The 15,457-nt window shown below is 72.6% G+C and carries 13 protein-coding genes; 3 read left to right on the top strand and 10 right to left on the bottom strand.

The window, feature by feature from the left end; translation table 11 throughout:
* The 7 genes from SY2F82_RS37670 to SY2F82_RS37640 form a co-directional block, all read right to left on the bottom strand.
* Positions 1 to 405, bottom strand: a 405-nt coding sequence (locus tag SY2F82_RS37670) for an adenosylhomocysteinase (protein WP_200423598.1), incomplete at its 3' end; no start/stop codon positions are given.
* Between the two features lie 321 nt (positions 406 to 726).
* Positions 727 to 1,704 (bottom strand): cation diffusion facilitator family transporter, encoded by a 978-nt coding sequence (locus SY2F82_RS37665; protein WP_200423597.1) that lies wholly within the window; start codon positions 1,702 to 1,704, stop codon positions 727 to 729.
* Between the two features lie 171 nt (positions 1,705 to 1,875).
* Positions 1,876 to 3,027, bottom strand: coding sequence for a mannose-6-phosphate isomerase, class I (manA, locus tag SY2F82_RS37660; protein ID WP_200423596.1), 1,152 nt, complete (start codon positions 3,025 to 3,027; stop codon positions 1,876 to 1,878).
* 139 nt (positions 3,028 to 3,166) lie between these two features.
* A complete protein-coding gene (locus SY2F82_RS37655; protein WP_200423595.1) occupies positions 3,167 to 4,294 on the bottom strand; it encodes an SIS domain-containing protein in 1,128 nt (375 codons plus the stop codon).
* Between the two features lie 28 nt (positions 4,295 to 4,322).
* On the bottom strand, positions 4,323 to 4,493 hold the full coding sequence (locus SY2F82_RS37650; RefSeq protein ID WP_079102319.1) for a Trm112 family protein: 171 nt from the start codon (positions 4,491 to 4,493) through the stop codon (positions 4,323 to 4,325).
* Positions 4,494 to 4,620: 127 nt separating this feature from the next.
* The gene (locus SY2F82_RS37645; RefSeq protein ID WP_200423594.1) at positions 4,621 to 5,985 is read right to left on the bottom strand and encodes a phosphomannomutase/phosphoglucomutase; all 1,365 of its coding nucleotides are present in this window, start codon (positions 5,983 to 5,985) and stop codon (positions 4,621 to 4,623) included.
* A 202-nt stretch (positions 5,986 to 6,187) separates the two neighbouring features.
* A complete protein-coding gene (locus SY2F82_RS37640) occupies positions 6,188 to 6,565 on the bottom strand; it encodes a DUF3499 domain-containing protein (protein WP_374707245.1) in 378 nt (125 codons plus the stop codon).
* Positions 6,566 to 6,955: 390 nt separating this feature from the next.
* Here SY2F82_RS37640 and SY2F82_RS37635 point away from each other — a divergent pair, with 390 nt between their 5' ends.
* Positions 6,956 to 7,405: a metallopeptidase family protein gene (locus tag SY2F82_RS37635; protein ID WP_200423604.1), complete on the top strand. Its 450-nt coding sequence runs from the start codon at positions 6,956 to 6,958 to the stop codon at positions 7,403 to 7,405.
* 46 nt (positions 7,406 to 7,451) lie between these two features.
* Here SY2F82_RS37635 and SY2F82_RS37630 read toward each other — a convergent pair whose 3' ends face one another.
* The 3 genes from SY2F82_RS37630 to SY2F82_RS37620 all read right to left on the bottom strand — a co-directional run bounded on the left by SY2F82_RS37630 (position 7,452) and on the right by SY2F82_RS37620 (position 13,115).
* On the bottom strand, positions 7,452 to 8,975 hold the full coding sequence (locus SY2F82_RS37630) for a DUF5719 family protein (RefSeq protein ID WP_200423593.1): 1,524 nt from the start codon (positions 8,973 to 8,975) through the stop codon (positions 7,452 to 7,454).
* Positions 8,972 to 12,583 carry a glycosyltransferase family 2 protein gene (locus SY2F82_RS37625; RefSeq protein WP_200423592.1) on the bottom strand — a complete coding sequence of 1,204 codons (3,612 nt, stop codon included), beginning with the start codon at positions 12,581 to 12,583 and terminating at the stop codon, positions 8,972 to 8,974. Before SY2F82_RS37625 ends, SY2F82_RS37630 begins: the two co-directional genes overlap by 4 nt.
* A gap of 268 nt (positions 12,584 to 12,851) precedes the next feature.
* The gene (locus SY2F82_RS37620; protein ID WP_003975777.1) at positions 12,852 to 13,115 is read right to left on the bottom strand and encodes a WhiB family transcriptional regulator; all 264 of its coding nucleotides are present in this window, start codon (positions 13,113 to 13,115) and stop codon (positions 12,852 to 12,854) included.
* A gap of 703 nt (positions 13,116 to 13,818) precedes the next feature.
* Here SY2F82_RS37620 and SY2F82_RS37615 point away from each other — a divergent pair.
* Together SY2F82_RS37615 and cofD are read left to right on the top strand one after the other, a co-directional pair.
* A complete protein-coding gene (locus SY2F82_RS37615) occupies positions 13,819 to 14,325 on the top strand; it encodes a cysteine dioxygenase family protein (protein ID WP_200423591.1) in 507 nt (168 codons plus the stop codon).
* A 140-nt stretch (positions 14,326 to 14,465) separates the two neighbouring features.
* Positions 14,466 to 15,449 (top strand): 2-phospho-L-lactate transferase, encoded by a 984-nt coding sequence (gene cofD, locus SY2F82_RS37610; protein WP_200423590.1) that lies wholly within the window; start codon positions 14,466 to 14,468, stop codon positions 15,447 to 15,449.
* The last annotated feature ends 8 nt before the right edge of the window (positions 15,450 to 15,457 follow it).

Below are 15,457 nucleotides of genomic sequence, written 5' to 3'. Positions count from 1 at the left end.
ACTGTCCGGCCAGGTCAGCGCCTGCTCCGTGCACCACCAGTACTCCTCGAGCGTCTCACCCTTCCACGCGAAGACGGGGATGCCCCGCGGGTTGTCGGGCGTGCCGTTCGGCCCGACGGCGATGGCGGCGGCCGCGTGGTCCTGGGTGGAGAAGATGTTGCAGGACGCCCAGCGGACCCGCGCGCCGAGAGCGGCGAGGGTCTCGATGAGGACGGCGGTCTGGACGGTCATGTGCAGGGAGCCGGTGATACGGGCGCCGGCCAGAGGCTGCGCCTCGGCGTACTCCTTACGGATCGCCATCAGGCCGGGCATCTCGTGCTCGGCAAGGGTGATCTCCTTGCGGCCGAACTCGGCCAGAGAAAGGTCGGCGACCTTGAAGTCCTGTCGGTTCTCGACAGTCGTCATTGCGAGCTGCTCCTCGGGGTTGGGTCGAGGTGGGTACGGCTGGTCTGCGCGGCGGCGGGCACAGGGGTGCCCGAAAGAGGACACAGGCATGCCCACGTGCGCGCAGCGCAGTCCGTCGGAGGCCCTCTCTCCCTCGGCCGGCCCGTCCTGGACCGCCCGACCGCCATCAGCAGCGACGTCTGGCTCCGTTCCAAGCTACACCGGAGGACCCAGCCGTCCCCAGTCCGCCTCGGAAGACGTCCGATTGCCTGCGGACGCCAGCACGGGAGCGGGCCGTGTGATCGAGGCCCTCACGTGGTTCGTCACAGCTCGGCGGTGTGATCAGTGTCCGGTGCTCGGTCCCGGGCCGCCGGGCGTCGCCTCGGGGTCCGGGCCCTTGGTGGCCTCGGCCTCGCTGTAGATGTCGGGCTCGAGGTAGATGACGCGGGCGATGGGGACGGCGGCGCGGATGCGGGCCTCGGCGGCGTTGATCGCGGAGGCGACCTGGGCGGCCGTGTCGTCGTGCTGCACGGCGATCTTGGCGGCGATGAGCAGTTCCTCGGGGCCCAGGTGGAGTGTGCGCATGTGGATGAGGCCGGTCACCGTCTCGCCGTCGACGATCGCCGCCTCGATCTGCTTGACCACGTCGACGCCCGCGGCCTCGCCGAGGAGCAGGGACTTGGTCTCGGCGGCGAGGACGAGGGCGATCAGAACGAGGAGGACACCGATGCAGACGGTGCCGATGCCGTCCCAGATGCCGTCGCCGGTGAGCAGGGCGAGTCCGACGCCGCCGAGGGCGAGGACCAGACCGATGAGTGCGCCGAAGTCCTCCAGGAGGACGACCGGCAGCTCCGGGGCCTTGGCCCGGCGGATGAACTGCGCCCAGGAGAGCTTGCCGCGCAGTTCGTTGGACTCCTTTATCGCCGTGCGGAAGGAGAAGCCCTCGGCGATGATCGCGAAGATGAGGACGCCCACCGGCCAGTACCAGTTCTCCAGGGCGTGCGGGTGCCGGATCTTCTCGTAGCCCTCATAGACGGCGAACATGCCGCCGATGGAGAAGAGGACGATGGAGACGAGGAAGGCGTAGATGAACCGCTCGCGGCCGTAGCCGAACGGGTGCTGCGGGGTCGCCTCGCGCCGGGCGCGCTTGCCGCCGATCAGCAGCAGGAACTGGTTGCCGGAGTCGGCGAGCGAGTGGACGCCCTCCGCGAGCATCGAGGACGAGCCGCTGAAGGCGAACGCGACGAACTTCGATGCCGCGATCGCGAGGTTGGCGCCGAGTGCCGCCACGATCGCCCTGGTGCCGCCTGACGCGCTCATGTGTTCGCGTTGTCCCTTCGTAGCCGTCGCGCCCGGGACGTCCGTACGTACCGTACGCCGTCCGGGGCTTTGCCCGTCCTTTGCCGGTGGGCCATTGTTGCAGCAGGCTCCGGCAGCGGTGCGCCGGGCCGGGACCGTGACGGCGCCCGGCCCGGGGGCCCGGCGCCGGTGTCAGGCGGCGACCGTGGCCCGGAAGACCGTGCCGGCCCCGGACACCTCGGCCTTGTCCTCCGCCGGTACGAACACCGACTCGCCGGGCGCGAGCACCTGGTCGCCCGCGCGGACGGAACCGGCCGTGCACAGCAGGATCTGCGGGGTCGCGCGCGTGAGGTCGTGGGGGGCGGCGCCGTCGGTCACGACGTACCGGGACAGGCGGAACTCGTCGATCGGTGTCTCGTAGACCTCCTCGCCGTCCGCGGACGCCTCGGGGCGCAGGACACCGGGGTCGCTCGCCTCGAAGCGGACGATCCGCAGCAGTTCGGGGACGTCGACGTGCTTGGGGGTCAGGCCGCAGCGCAGGACGTTGTCGGAGTTGGCCATGATCTCGACGCCGAGGCCGCTCAGGTAGGCGTGCGGGACGCCGGCGCCGAGGTAGAGGGCCTCACCGGGCTGCAACCGGACGTGGTTGAGCAGCATCGCGGCGATCACTCCCGGGTCACCGGGGTAGTGGTGGGCGATGTCGGCGTACGGGGCGTAGGCGCCGCCGAGGCGGGCGCAGGCGGCCGCCGCCTCGGTGACCGTGTGGGTCATCTCCTCGGGGTCGGCGCTCAGCACGGCGGTGAGGACCTCGCGCAGGGCGGCGTCCTCGGGGTGGGCGTGCAGCACGTCGACGTACGGCTTGAGGGAGTCGACGTCGAGTCCGGCGAGCAGGTCGGCGGCCGCGTCGGGGGCCCGGAAGCCGCACAGGCCGTCGAACTCGGTGAGGGCGCAGATCAGTTCGGGCTTGTGGTTGGCGTCCTTGTAGTTGCGGTGGGGCGCGTCCACGGGGATGCCGCGGCGCTCCTCGTCGGCGTAGCCCTCCTTCGCCTGCTCCAGGTCGGGGTGGACCTGGAGGGAGAGCGGGGCGCCGGCGGCGAGGATCTTCAGCAGGAACGGCAGCCGGGGGCCGAACCGGGCGAGAGTCCGCTGCCCCAGTTCCCGTTCCGGAGCCTTCTCGATCACCTCGTTCAGAGGGCCGCGCGGGGTGCGCGAGGGTGCGCCGGGGTGGGCGCCCATCCACATCTCCGCCTGCGGCTCACCGGTCGGCTCCACGCCGAGGAGCCGGGGGATGGCGGTGGTCGAACCCCAGGCGTAGGGGCGGATGGTGTTGTCGAGGCGATCCATGAGTTTTCTTCGTCTCCGTACGTACGCTCCCGGTCGGCGCCGCTCTGGACGCGTCGGCCGGTGCGCGCTGGTCAGATGGTGTGAGCCTAGTGCTGTGGCCGAAGGGTCCGCTGTGGACCTCCCCGGTGACAGGGCCAGGTCAGGCGCCGAAAGCGAGCGCCATGTAAACGGCGGCGAAATCCGTGATGGCGATCAGTTCCGCGAGGGTCTCCAGCTCGTCGCCGTCCTCGGGTTCGAGTTCGCTGATCGCCGTGTCGTGGCTGAGGGCCAGTTCTCGGGCGGCGGGGGCGGCGCTCAGGCCGCCGATGGGACGGTCCCGCAGGAGTACCACGCGCGCGTGCAGGGCTTGTGCCTCCTCGACGCGGTCGCGGAAGAAGTCGTCGGGGTCGGCGCCCGCGGCGAGTGGGCCCGAGAGCAGCACGCCGTGCGCGGCGAGTGCCTCGGGCAGCTGCGCGGTGAGCGCGGGACGGCCGGCCAGCTCGGCGAGCGCGGCGGTGAAGCGGCGGCCGGCGGGTGCGGCGGAGACGCCTTCCGTCCAGATCACCGGGAGCGCTTCGGCGAGCTCGGCGGCGAGGTTCTTGGCGGGGTTGCCGTAGGTGGCGATGGCCGGGCCACAGCGTTCGGCGACCTGGTCGAGGCGGTCGGCGACCTTCTCCAGGACGTCGGGCGGCGCGGAGAGCAGGCCGGTGCGGTCCAGGAGGGCGAGCAGCGGGGTGAGCAGGGCCCACAGGACGCCGGGCGCGGAGGCGGCGAGGGGTTCGTCCTGCTCGTACGGGGCGGTCGCCATGGGCACGAACAGGCCGTGGGCGGCGGTCACCGCCTCCGTGATCGGGGAGCGGGCGGGGGCCACGGCGACGACGGTGCAGCCGCGGCGGTAGGCCTGCTCGACCAGGATGCCGAGGCCGGGTTCGGAGCCGTCGGGGGTGGCGATGAGCAGCAGGTCGACGGGCCCGGCCCAGCCGGGCAGCTCCCAGCGCAGGGCGCCGGCGGCGGGGGCGACGCCGGCGGGGTGGATGCGGACGACCGGGCAGGCGGCGCCGGCGAGGGTGCCGAGCAGTTCGGCGACGCCCAGGGAGGCGGTGCCGGGGCCCGCGATGAGCACGGCTCGGGGCCGACCGTCGGGCCTCAGGTCGTTGACCCCCGCCTCGGTGGCGAACCGCACGGCTGTGCGGACCCGGGCGCCTGCCTCGGCGGCGCCCCGGAGCAGTCCGCGTCGGTCGGCGCGCGCCAGCGCCTCGGGGTCGTCGAGCAGCGATTCGTCGAGCATGGGCGGCAGCCTCCGATCGCCGGGTGCGTCAGGCGGGGCGGCGGGCTTCGTCGACGAGCAGGACCGGGATGCCGTCCCGGACGGGGTAGGCGAGCCCGCAGTCCTGGCCGGTGCAGACCAGCTCGCTCTCCTCCTCCTTGAGCGGTGCGTGGCACGCCGGGCAGGCGAGGATCTCGAGGAGTCCGGCTTCGAGCGGCATGACGGGTCCCTTCGGGCTGGTGCGCTTGGCCTGGTCAGACTACCGCTGCGGACGGCGGCATGCGGGGGTTGGCCGGGGCGGGCGCTGCCGTGCGCCCGCCCCGCCCGGCGCGGCGTGTGGTGGTGCGTCAGCCCCGGATGATCTCCAGTGCCTCGTCCCGGATCTTCGTCATGGTCGCCTCGTCCCTCGCCTCGGCGTTCAGGCGCAGGAGGGGTTCGGTGTTGGACGGGCGGACGTTGAACCACCAGTCGGCGGAGGAGACGGTCAGGCCGTCCAGCTCGTCCAGTTCGATGCCCTCGCGGCCCTCGTAGGCGGCCTTGATGGCGGCGAGGCGGCCCTTCTGGTCGTCGACCGTGGAGTTGATCTCTCCGGAGCCCACGTAGCGGTCGTACTCGGCCACGAGCTGGGAGAGCGGGCCCTCCTGGCCGCCGAGGGCCGCGAGGACGTGGAGCGCGGCGAGCATGCCCGTGTCGGCGTTCCAGAAGTCCTTGAAGTAGTAGTGCGCGGAGTGCTCGCCGCCGAAGATGGCGCCGGTGCGGGCCATCTCCGCCTTGATGAAGGAGTGGCCGACGCGGGTGCGGACCGGCGTGCCGCCGTTCTCCCGGACGACCTCGGGCACCGACCAGGACGTGATCAGGTTGTGGATGATCGTGCCCTTGCCGCCGTGCTTGGCGAGTTCCCGGGCGGCGACCAGCGCGGTGATCGCGGACGGGGTGACCGGGTCGCCGTGCTCGTCGACGACGAAGCAGCGGTCCGCGTCGCCGTCGAAGGCGATGCCGATGTCGGCGCCCTCTTCGCGCACCCGCTTCTGCAGGTCGACGATGTTCTTCGGGTCGAGCGGGTTGGCCTCGTGGTTCGGGAAGGTGCCGTCCAGCTCGAAGTACATCGGGACCAGTTCGACGGGCAGCCCGGCGAGGACGGTCGGCACGGTGTGGCCGCCCATGCCGTTGCCCGCGTCGACGACGACCTTCAGGCGGCGGATCGAGGTCAGGTCGGCGAGGGTGCGCAGGTAGGCCGCGTAGTCCTCCAGCGTGTCGCGCCGGGTGATCGTGCCCGGCGTCTCCACGGGCTGCGGCGCTTCCCCGTCCAGCCACTCCTCGACCAGGGCGCGGATCTCGGCCAGGCCCGTGTCCTGGCCGACGGGCGCGGCGCCCGCGCGGCACATCTTGATGCCGTTGTACTTCGCCGGGTTGTGCGAGGCCGTGAACATGGCGCCCGGCAGGTTCAGCGCGCCCGACGCGTAGTACAGCTGGTCCGTCGAGCACAGGCCGATCTCGGTGACGTCGGCACCGAGTCCGGCGGCTCCACGCGCGAAGGCGTCCGCCAGGCCCGGGGACGAGGGCCGCATGTCGTGGCCGATCACGATCGCGTCCGCACCGGTCACCTGGGCGAAAGCCGCGCCGAACAGCTCGGCCAGCGTCTCGTCCCACTGGTCCGGGACCACCCCGCGTACGTCGTACGCCTTCACGATCTGCGACAGATCAGCAGCCACGGCCAACCCTCCTGAGTTCTCAACGATGCCCCCAAATTACCTGCTGGGGCCGGTGCCCAGCCCGGGGCCCTGGAATCCGACGAACAGTTCGGACGGAGTTCATGCCGGATATCACCGGCACACGGGTCCGCGGGACGCACCTGACAGGGGCAGGGAGTGCGACCAGGGGGTGCAAAGGAGGGATGACGAGGAGGGCGGACGCTCAGTTGTCGGGTGAGCGAAGGACGCGCAGATGGCCGCGGCGTGCGACCTCCATCGGGTCGGCCGTACGGGCGCTGCCGCCGCTCGCCTCGGCCGTGCGCTGGTGCGGGCGGGCCGCCTCGCGGACCGCGTTGGCCAGCGCCTCGAGGTCGTCGCCGCTCGGGCGCGTGGGGGCCGAGCCGTCCAGCAGCCTGACGACCTCCCAGCCGCGCGGCGCGGTCAGCCGCTCGGAGTGCTCGGCGCACAGGTCGTAGCAGTGGGGTTCGGCGTAGGTGGCGAGCGGGCCGAGGACCGCGGTCGAGTCGGCGTAGACGTACGTCAGCGTCGCGACGGCGGGTCGGCCGCAAGCGGTGCGCGAACAGCGACGTACAGGGCTCACGACGTTGGACGGTACCGCACTCTTGAGCGGGCCGCGACGACTCTCCCCCAGGTCACTCCACCGTGTCGTGCTGTGAAACAGCCCACACCCCCTTTCGGGGCCGCCTGGCTGACCTGCGCGGACAGCCCATGACGGGATACCGGACGGCTTTGAAAGCGGTCACCACTTGGTACAAACCTCGTCAAAGTTCATGAGCTCGACGGTCCCGGAGGGATACGGAATCGAGCCCAAGCTTGGCTGGAATGGTCATCGGGCGACATGCCGTGTGGCCTGCACTCGCCCGGGGCCGGACCGTCCGGGGCGAGTCGGCCGGACGGGCGCGGCCGAAGCGCCGTGGGTTCGCGCGGGGCCGGGCGTGGCGCCCCGGCGGGGACTACGCTTCTTTCAGTGATGGACACCCCCGTACCGCCCCGCGCCGCCGCACCCGGGCCCCGCCGCCGTGACCGCCACGGCCGAGGCATGCGCGGCCCCGTCGCACCGCCTCAGGTGCCGCTCTCCGCGAGCCGCGCCGAGGTGTTCGCGGATCTGGTGCAGGACTCCGTGGAGCGCCTGGAGCGGCGCTGGCCGCAGCTCGCCGACATCGACTTCCTGGTTCTGGAGGTGCCGCGCCTGGACGGCCCCGGCGCGGGCTGGAGCGACGAGGCCGTACCCCTGGGAGGCACCATCCCGGCCCGCGACGGTCGCCGCGCCCGCGTGGTGGTCTACCGGCGCCCGGTCGAGATCCGGACCAAGAGCCGCGACGAGCGTGCCGCCCTGGTCCACGAGGTGGTCGTGGAGCAGGTGGCGGAGCTGCTGGGGCTGACACCGGAGACGGTGGATCCGCGCTACGGCGAGGACTGAGCCCCGCACGCTCACGGATCCTTCCGCACCCTCACGGATCCTTCCGTCACTTCTCCAGCAGCACCGACAGGTCCTGCTGCGCCTCCGGTACGGCCACCGTGCCCCGGTCGTCCGGCAAGGTCTGCACCGTGAACGCCGACAGCCCCTCCATGGTCGTCTGGAGGGTGCGGGAGGCGTAGACGGGGCCGCCGGAGAGCGTCTCCACGGTGAGCGCGTAGGTGCCCTTCAGGCCGCTCGGCATGGGCACCTCCACGTCCTGTGTCGTGCCGCCCTTGATCGTGAACTGCTTCGTCACGGCCGTGCCGCCCTGGCTGCCCGCGGACGCGGTGACCTTGACGGTCGCCGTGGCGCCCGGTGCGGCGAGCGAGAGCGTGGTGCCCTTGGCGCTGTTGTCGGCGACCGACCCGCGTGTGCCGACCGGCGCGGTGGCCGGGATGAACGCCGACTCCTGCCCGCCGCCCTTGCCCCGCACCACGCGCAGCGCGGCGACCACCGGGACCGGGGTGTCGCTGGGCGTCAGCACCAGGGAGCCGGCCTCGCCGCGCGTGATGCCGCCGAGGTCCACCGCGGTGGTCATGCCGGCCTTCACGTGCACCGTCTCGTTCCCGGCCGGGGTGATCTCCCCGGAGGGCGAGGCGAGGCGCACCTTGAGGTCGGCGTCGGAGTCACCGGGCGTGAAGACGACCAGACGCACGTCGGTGGCGTCCTTGGGGATGCCGGGCAGCACCAGGGACGCCGCCGGGTCCGTGGAGGCGGGCAGCCAGTCGCCGCCCAGCTTGTCGTCCAGGGCCTGCACGGCGGCGCCGACCCGACCGCTGCGGACACTGACGTGGACCGTGAGGTCGCTCTCCTTGGCTGCGGTGAGCGTGGACAGCAGGACCGGTTCGCTGGAGTGCGGCTGGACGGTGATGCCCTCGCCGACCGCCGACTTCAGGTTGCCGTCCTTGCCGTACAGCTCGATGTCGACGACCGCGGCGGAGTCGTCGGGGTTGGTCAGGTGCACGTAGTCGGTGCGCGAGGCGGCGGTGCTGGCGCCAGGGAACCAGAACTCGGTGTCGGGGGCGGAGCAGTTGACGCCGAGCAAGCCGCGCCCGGAGCCGGCGGCGACCGCGGTGGTCTCCTGGACCGTCCAGCCGGGCGCGAACCTGCCCGTGGCGGTGCCGATCAGCGCGGGCGTGTCGGCGCCCGAGCCGTCCCCGGTGGCCGGGGTGCCGGGCTGCTTGGGGGTCAGTGCCGGCGCGTCGGACTGCTTCTTGCCCTTGCCCTTGCCCGCCTTGCCGCTCTTGCCGGTGTCGGCGCTGTCCGCCGACTGCTCGGCGGCCGCGGTCAGTTGGGCCTTGCCGCTGCCGCCGGTGCCCTGCGCGACCGGCGTGAAGGACGTGTACGAGGTGTCGGCGATGTCCGAGTTGCTCGGCTGGGGGCACAGCAGCCGGGTCTGCTCCACCGGCAGCCGTGCGGCCGCCTTCGGGGTGTCGCTGCCGGAGGCGGCCGGCGCGCCGAGTGCCGCGAATCCGGTCACGGCGGCGAGCGCGGTCGCGCCGACGATCAGGGACAGGGTCGTACGGTTCACTGCTGGCTCCCGTCGGGGCGCTCACTGTCGGTGCCGTGCGCCGGGTCGTACGGCGTGGCGTAGCCCTGGGTGTACGTCGGGTCGTACGGCGCCGTGTTGCCGTACCCGTACGGGTCGTACTGGGCACCCTGATAAGGGTCGGCCTGGTACTGCTGCTGCTCGTAGGCGCCCGGCGCGTACTGCTGGGGGACGCCCTGGTAGTGCTCGCCGCCGTAGGAGCCGTACTCGGTGTCCGCGTAGCCCGTCGTGTCCCACTCCCCGTACGCCGGCTGGTGCGGGACGGCGGCGGGGGGCTCCTGCGGAGGGGCGGGCGGGGTGTCGGCGCCCTGGGCGGGCTCCTCCGCCTCGGCCTGCGCCCGCAGCCGGCGGGCGCGGCGGCCCTCGCCGGTGGTGTCCTGCGCGGGCACCACCCGCTCCTCGGGGAGGTCGTCGTCGACGTCACGGCGGCGCCCGGGGAGGGCGAGCACCACCAGGACGACGGCGAGCGCGCCCTGCGCCCACAGCCAGGCGGTGTGGCCGAACGGGGTGTCATAGGTGACGTCCAACCTGCCGCCGGAGGCGGGCAGTCGGAAGCCCTGGGCCCAGCCGTCCACGGTGGTGGCGGTGAGCGGCTTGCCGTCCAGGGTGGCGGTCCAGTCCGGGTCGGCCGTGTCGGCGATCCGCAGGATGCGGCCCTCGCCGCCCGAGGGGATCGTGGTGTGGATCTCCACGGGCCCGGCCGCGACGGGCTGCGGCGCGCCCGTGCCGCCGACGATCGCGGCGCGGGAGACCTCGTGGTCGACGCGCCACAGTGCGCTGCCGTCCTGCTGGCTGAGCCGGGTCAGGCCGGGTGTGGCGTCCAGGATGCGGCTGATGTCGCGGGGCGCGCCCTTGCGGACGAGGACGTAGCGCACGGCGAAGCCGCCGAGTTCGTCGGCCTGGTCGGCGCCGGAACCCGCGACGAGGTTGGCGACGACCTTGTCGAGCTGCTTGTTCTCGCCGTCCTCGGCGGCGAGTTCGCCGTCGCCCAGGCGGGCGCCGGAACCGCGGACCAGGGTGTAGCCCACGCGCACGGTGGATTCGCCGTCGAGGACGAGAGTGCGGGCCTGGTCACTGGTGCCGCTCTCCTCGGCGACGAACGCGGGCACCTGCACGGGGTCGCGCCGCTCCAGCGGACCGTCCGCGCCGCGGATCATCCACCCGGCGGCGATGAGCAGGGGACCGGCCGCGGACGCGAACGCGATGAGCGCGGCGACGGGCTGGCGCCAGCCGAAGCTCTGCTCGGCCACGCGTGCGCGTGCGCCGTCCGCACCGACCGCCGCGGCGGCCAGCAGCGCGAGGCCGTAGGCGAGGGTCGCGGGTCCGGCCCAGGCGGAGCGGTTGGACAGGACCGCGAAGACGAGCGCCACCAGGGCGGCCGCCCACGCCGTCCAGACGGCGGCCTGGCGCTCGCCGCGCATCAGGGCGGCCAGCGCGGCGAGGACGACGCCGATGAGCATGAGCCCGCTGACCGTGCCCGGTCCGCCCGGGCTGGCGCCGAGCAGGTCGGAGGCGGAGGCCGCACTCGCGCCGTACGCCAGACCGGCCTCCTTGAAGAAGCCGAACGGCAGCAGCGACAGCGACCACGGGGCGAGCAGCAGCAGCGGGGTGCCGACCTGGGCGAGGAAGCGCAGACCGTAGGCGACGATGTCGTCGCGGCGCACGACGAGCAGCGCGACGCCCAGGAGCACGGCGATCGGCCACACGATCGGGGTGAACGCGGTGGTGACCGTCAGCAGGAGTGCGTAGGCCCAGGTGGCGCGCCAGCTGCCACGCGCACCGGAGGCGTGGGCGAGACCGCTGGCCGCGATACCCGCGCGCGCGATGAGCGGCAGCAGGACCGCGAGGACCGCGGTGCCGATGCGGCCGCCGGCGAGGGCGCCGGTGGCGGCGGGCAGGAAGGCGTAGGCGACGGACGCCCACGCGCGCAGCAGCCTCGACTCGACCAGGGGACGCGAGGCGAAGTACGCGGTGAACCCGGCGAGCGGCACCGAGCAGACGAGCAGCACCGTGACCGCGAGACCGGTGGAGCCGAGCAGCATCGAGGCGAGCAGGGCGACGAGTGCCAGATAGGGCGGCGCGGAATGCGTACCGCCGGTGCCCACCGGATGCCAGGCGTCGAGATAGCGCGACCACAGCTCGGAGGAGTCGGCGGGCGCGGGCAGCAGCGCACCGCCCGCGAGCGCGCCGCCGCCGAGCAGCGCGCGGCAGGCGACGAGCGAGACCAGCAGGAGGACGCCGAAGAGCACCGGTCCGGGCTTGCGGGCGATGCGCCTGAGTCGGGCGAACTGTTCGACCTCCAGGAAGTCGGCGTCGTCGCCTCCGGGTCCGGACTCCAGGCCGCCGCCGTGCCGGCCGGCCGAGGACACCTCGGGGTCGGAGCGACCCACCAGGTTGCTCGCGACCTGTTCGACGGTGGCCCGGACGGTCGCTCCGGGCGGCGGGAACAACGCCCGCAGCTCGCCCTTGTCGACCTGCGGGCGGCCGCGCCTGCGGCGTCCGGCGATGATCCGCTCGGGCCGCAGCAGCGTCCCCAGCAGGCCGCGGATCTCGTCGACGGCCTGCCCGGGCACCTTGCCGACGAGGTACGCCACCGTGCGCAGCAGGGTGCCGAGCACCAGACGGAGCAGGACCCAGGGCAGCTGTGCGGAACGGGCGTTGACGAGGAGCGTGTAGACGGCGCCCGCCTTGTCGACCTTGTGCGGGGAGGCCGCGGTGCGGCCCACGCAGTCGACGGTGCGGCGCTCGCGGGACGCCGCCTCGGCGTGCCGTACGACCGCGTCGGGGGCGACGAGGACGCGGTGGCCGGCGGCCTGGGCGCGCCAGCACAGGTCGACGTCGTCACGCATCAGCGGCAGGTTCCGGTCGAATCCGCCGAGCTGATCGAAGACATCACGCCGGATCAGCATGCCGGCGGTGGACACGGACAGGACCGGGCGGACGTGGTCGTGCTGGCCCTGGTCCTGTTCACGGCGGTCCAGGCCGGTCCAGCGACGGCCGGAGTTGGCGATGGTGACGCCGACCTCGAGCAGCTGCCGGCGGTCGTACCAGCCGCGGAGCTTGGGGCCGACCACGGCGACCTCGCGACCCAGCTCGGCCTCGTGCTCCACGACGCGCAGGAGCTCGGCCAGTGCGCCCGGTTCGGGGGCGCAGTCGTCGTGCAGGAGCCACAGCCACTGCACCGGCTCGCCGTACGGCAGCTCGGGCATGTCGTAGGCCTCGTCCCGCCAGGTGCGGGTCACGGGGTCCCAGCCGCTGGGGCGCCTGAGGTACGGCAGATCGTCCGGGGTCGGTACGGGCGCGGAGCGGTTCGCCTCCTCGACGGCCTGGCCGAAACCGGTGCGCCGGGCCAGGTGCAGGACGCGGTCGGGGCCGAGGGCGTCGGTGAGCAGCTGGGCGGAGTCGTCAGCGCTGCCGGTGTCGGCCGCCACGGCGTTCTGCACGGGGCGCTCCTGGCCGAGCAGCCCGGCGAGCGCGTCGGGCAGCCAGCGGGCGCCGTCGTGGGCGACGAGCACCGCGGTGACCACGTGACGCGGGAACTCTGGTGGTGACGGGTCGTGTTGGACCGCCGTATGGCTGTGCACGGACATCGAGGTACGGGCCCCGGTTCGTTGGACTGCGGTGGACGCCTGTGCCCCGAGGGGGCAGCGGGACGTCTCGGACGGAGGCCCACACTAACGGCTGGACAAGATCACGGCCCGCCGCCTGTGGACAACCCACCTGCGACGGGCCATTCGTTACGAAAGGATGTGCGGCTTTTCGCCGCTCGCCGGGCGAGCCGGCCGCCACACCCGCATGCGACTGCTTTACGACGTGAACGACTCTTTTCGGGCAGTGTCGACGGTGACCACGGCGACGTCAGACGGCGGCCTTCTTCAGACGGCGGCGCTCCCGCTCGGACAGACCGCCCCAGATGCCGAACCGCTCGTCGTTGGCGAGCGCGTACTCGAGGCACTCGGAGCGGACCTCGCAGGCGAGGCAGACCTTCTTGGCCTCGCGGGTGGAGCCGCCCTTCTCGGGAAAGAAGGACTCGGGGTCGGTCTGGGCGCACAGCGCGCGCTCCTGCCAGCCGAGTTCCTCGTCCGCGTCGTCGACCAGCAGTTGCTGCACCAGCTCGGTCATGTGCGCCCCTCGTCTGTCTTTCGCGTCCCCGTGATGTAGCCGTTACCGAATCCGGCTGAACGACACGAGTGAAATTACAAGTGTGCCGATCCGGGCCAGTCAAGCCGAGATCTGCTATTGGGCCCCTTATTCACTCTGCGGAACCAAGGCTATGCGGAAAGTGTTCAAATCGGCATAAACCCTGACAGCCTGTGGGGGTCCAGGTGGCCCTGTCACCCCTCACCGAGAAGGACGCCCAGCAGTTCGATCTCGTTCCGACACGCACGCCGCAGCGAACCGGATCACATTCGGATCACGAGATCGCAACGACGTCCACGCGCCCGGCGGTGCGCCATGTGTCCCCCCGACCGCACTGAACAAACCTTTCCTCTGCAGGATGAACCGGATGAGGTGAAACAGCTCCCACATGGCGGACGTCAAGTTGACAGGGAAAGGTGTGAACCGATGTCCTAGTGGGCATGCTCGCGAACTCGGCACTCACCCAGACCCGCACCGCCGGGTCCCACGGTGCTGCCCGCGCTCGCTGTAGCTGTTGCTGTTCCGGCTGTTGAGCCTTCCCTCGCGCTCCGGCCGCTCCCGGGTCCACACGGACCGGCTGTAGTTCCCTCCGCCCGCACCAGGGCTCGCGTCATGCCCGTGCCCCGGGCGCACGACACGCGACACCCCACCCCCCGCTCTCTCCCGCCGAGGAACCACCGCACCCATGAACAGCAACAGCGACCTGCAGATCGCCGGCGACATCCTGGAAGTACCGCACCTGCTTCAGCCGCCGCGCGAGCACCCGGTCACCGTTTCCGAGTTCGCCGGGCTCGCCCGCTCCATCGCCGCCGACCGCTCCAGGTGGGAGCACCTGGTCCGCTACGACGCGACCTCCCGCTGGTACCACCGGCTGCAGACCGGGCCCGGCTACGAGGTGTGGCTTCTGTCCTGGGTTCCCGGGCAGGGCAGCGGGCTGCACGACCACGGGCGCTCGTCGGGCGTACTGACCGTCCTGCACGGCGCACTCACGGAGCGCACGGAGCGCGGCACGCGCGCACTGCGCAAGGGGGCGCAGCGCGTGTTCGCGCCCGGCTACGTACACGAAGTGGTGAACGACGCGCTGGAACCGGCGGTCAGCCTGCACGTCTACTTCCCCGGGCTGACGGAGATGCCGATGCACACCAGGGCGTGCACGGCGGAGCGCGGCACGGTGGACACGGTCACGGCCTGAGAGCCCCCGGAAGGAAGAAAAGGGGAGCCCCGACGGCAGGGGAGCCCGGCGGCGGGCCGGGACCCGCCCGGTGCCGGGGGGGCGTCGCGGGTGTCACCGCCGGGTCACGCGTTGTCGTAGGCGCCTGCAAGACTGCATCCATGCGCATTGTGGTTCTGGCAGGCGGCATCGGCGGTGCCCGGTTTCTGCGGGGTCTGAAGCGGGCCGTCCCCGACGCGGAGATCACCGTCATCGGCAACACCGGCGACGACATCCACCTCTTCGGGCTGAAGGTCTGCCCGGACCTCGACACGGTGATGTACACGCTCGGCGGCGGCATCAACGAGGAACAGGGCTGGGGCCGGGCCGACGAGACCTTCCACCTCAAGGAGGAACTCGCGGCGTACGGCGTCGGGCCGGAGTGGTTCGGGCTCGGCGACCGCGACTTCGCCACGCACATCGTGCGGACCCAGATGCTGGGCGCGGGCTACCCGCTGAGCGCGGTGACGGAGGCCCTGTGCGACCGCTGGAAGCCGGGGGTCCGGCTCATCCCCATGTCGGACGACCGCGTCGAGACCCATGTCGCCGTCACCCTGCCCGACAGCGGCTCAGCCGCGGGCCCGGGCGAGCGCAAGGCGATCCACTTCCAGGAGTACTGGGTGCGCCTGCGCGCCTCCGTCCCGGCCGAGGCGGTCGTGCCGGTCGGCGCCGAGCAGGCGAAACCCGCGCCGGGTGTCCTGGAGGCGATCGCCGAGGCGGACGTGATCCTCTTTCCGCCGTCCAATCCCGTCGTCTCCATCGGCACGATCCTCGCGGTCCCCGGCATCCGGGAGGCCATCGCGGACGCCGGGGTCCCGGTGGTGGGCCTGTCCCCCATCATCGGTGACGCTCCGGTGCGCGGGATGGCCGACAAGGTGCTCGCCGCGGTCGGCGTGGAGTCCACGGCCGCCGCGGTGGCCGAGCACTACGGCTCGGGGCTGCTGGACGGCTGGCTCGTCGACACGGTCGACGCGGCCGCCGTGGAGCGCGTGGAGACGGCCGGCATCCGCTGCCGAGCGGTACCGCTGATGATGACGGACCTGGAAGCGACGGCGCGGATGGCCCGGGAGGCCCTCGCGCTGGCGGAGGAGGTGCGGGGGGCTTGAGCGGCGGG

This window comes from Streptomyces sp. Y2F8-2 (genome assembly GCF_014905555.1).
Classification (GTDB): Bacteria; Actinomycetota; Actinomycetes; order Streptomycetales; family Streptomycetaceae; genus Streptomyces; species Streptomyces cynarae.
The sequence above is the reverse complement of the archived record's forward strand: the minus strand, read 5'-3'. Positions and strand labels throughout refer to the sequence as shown.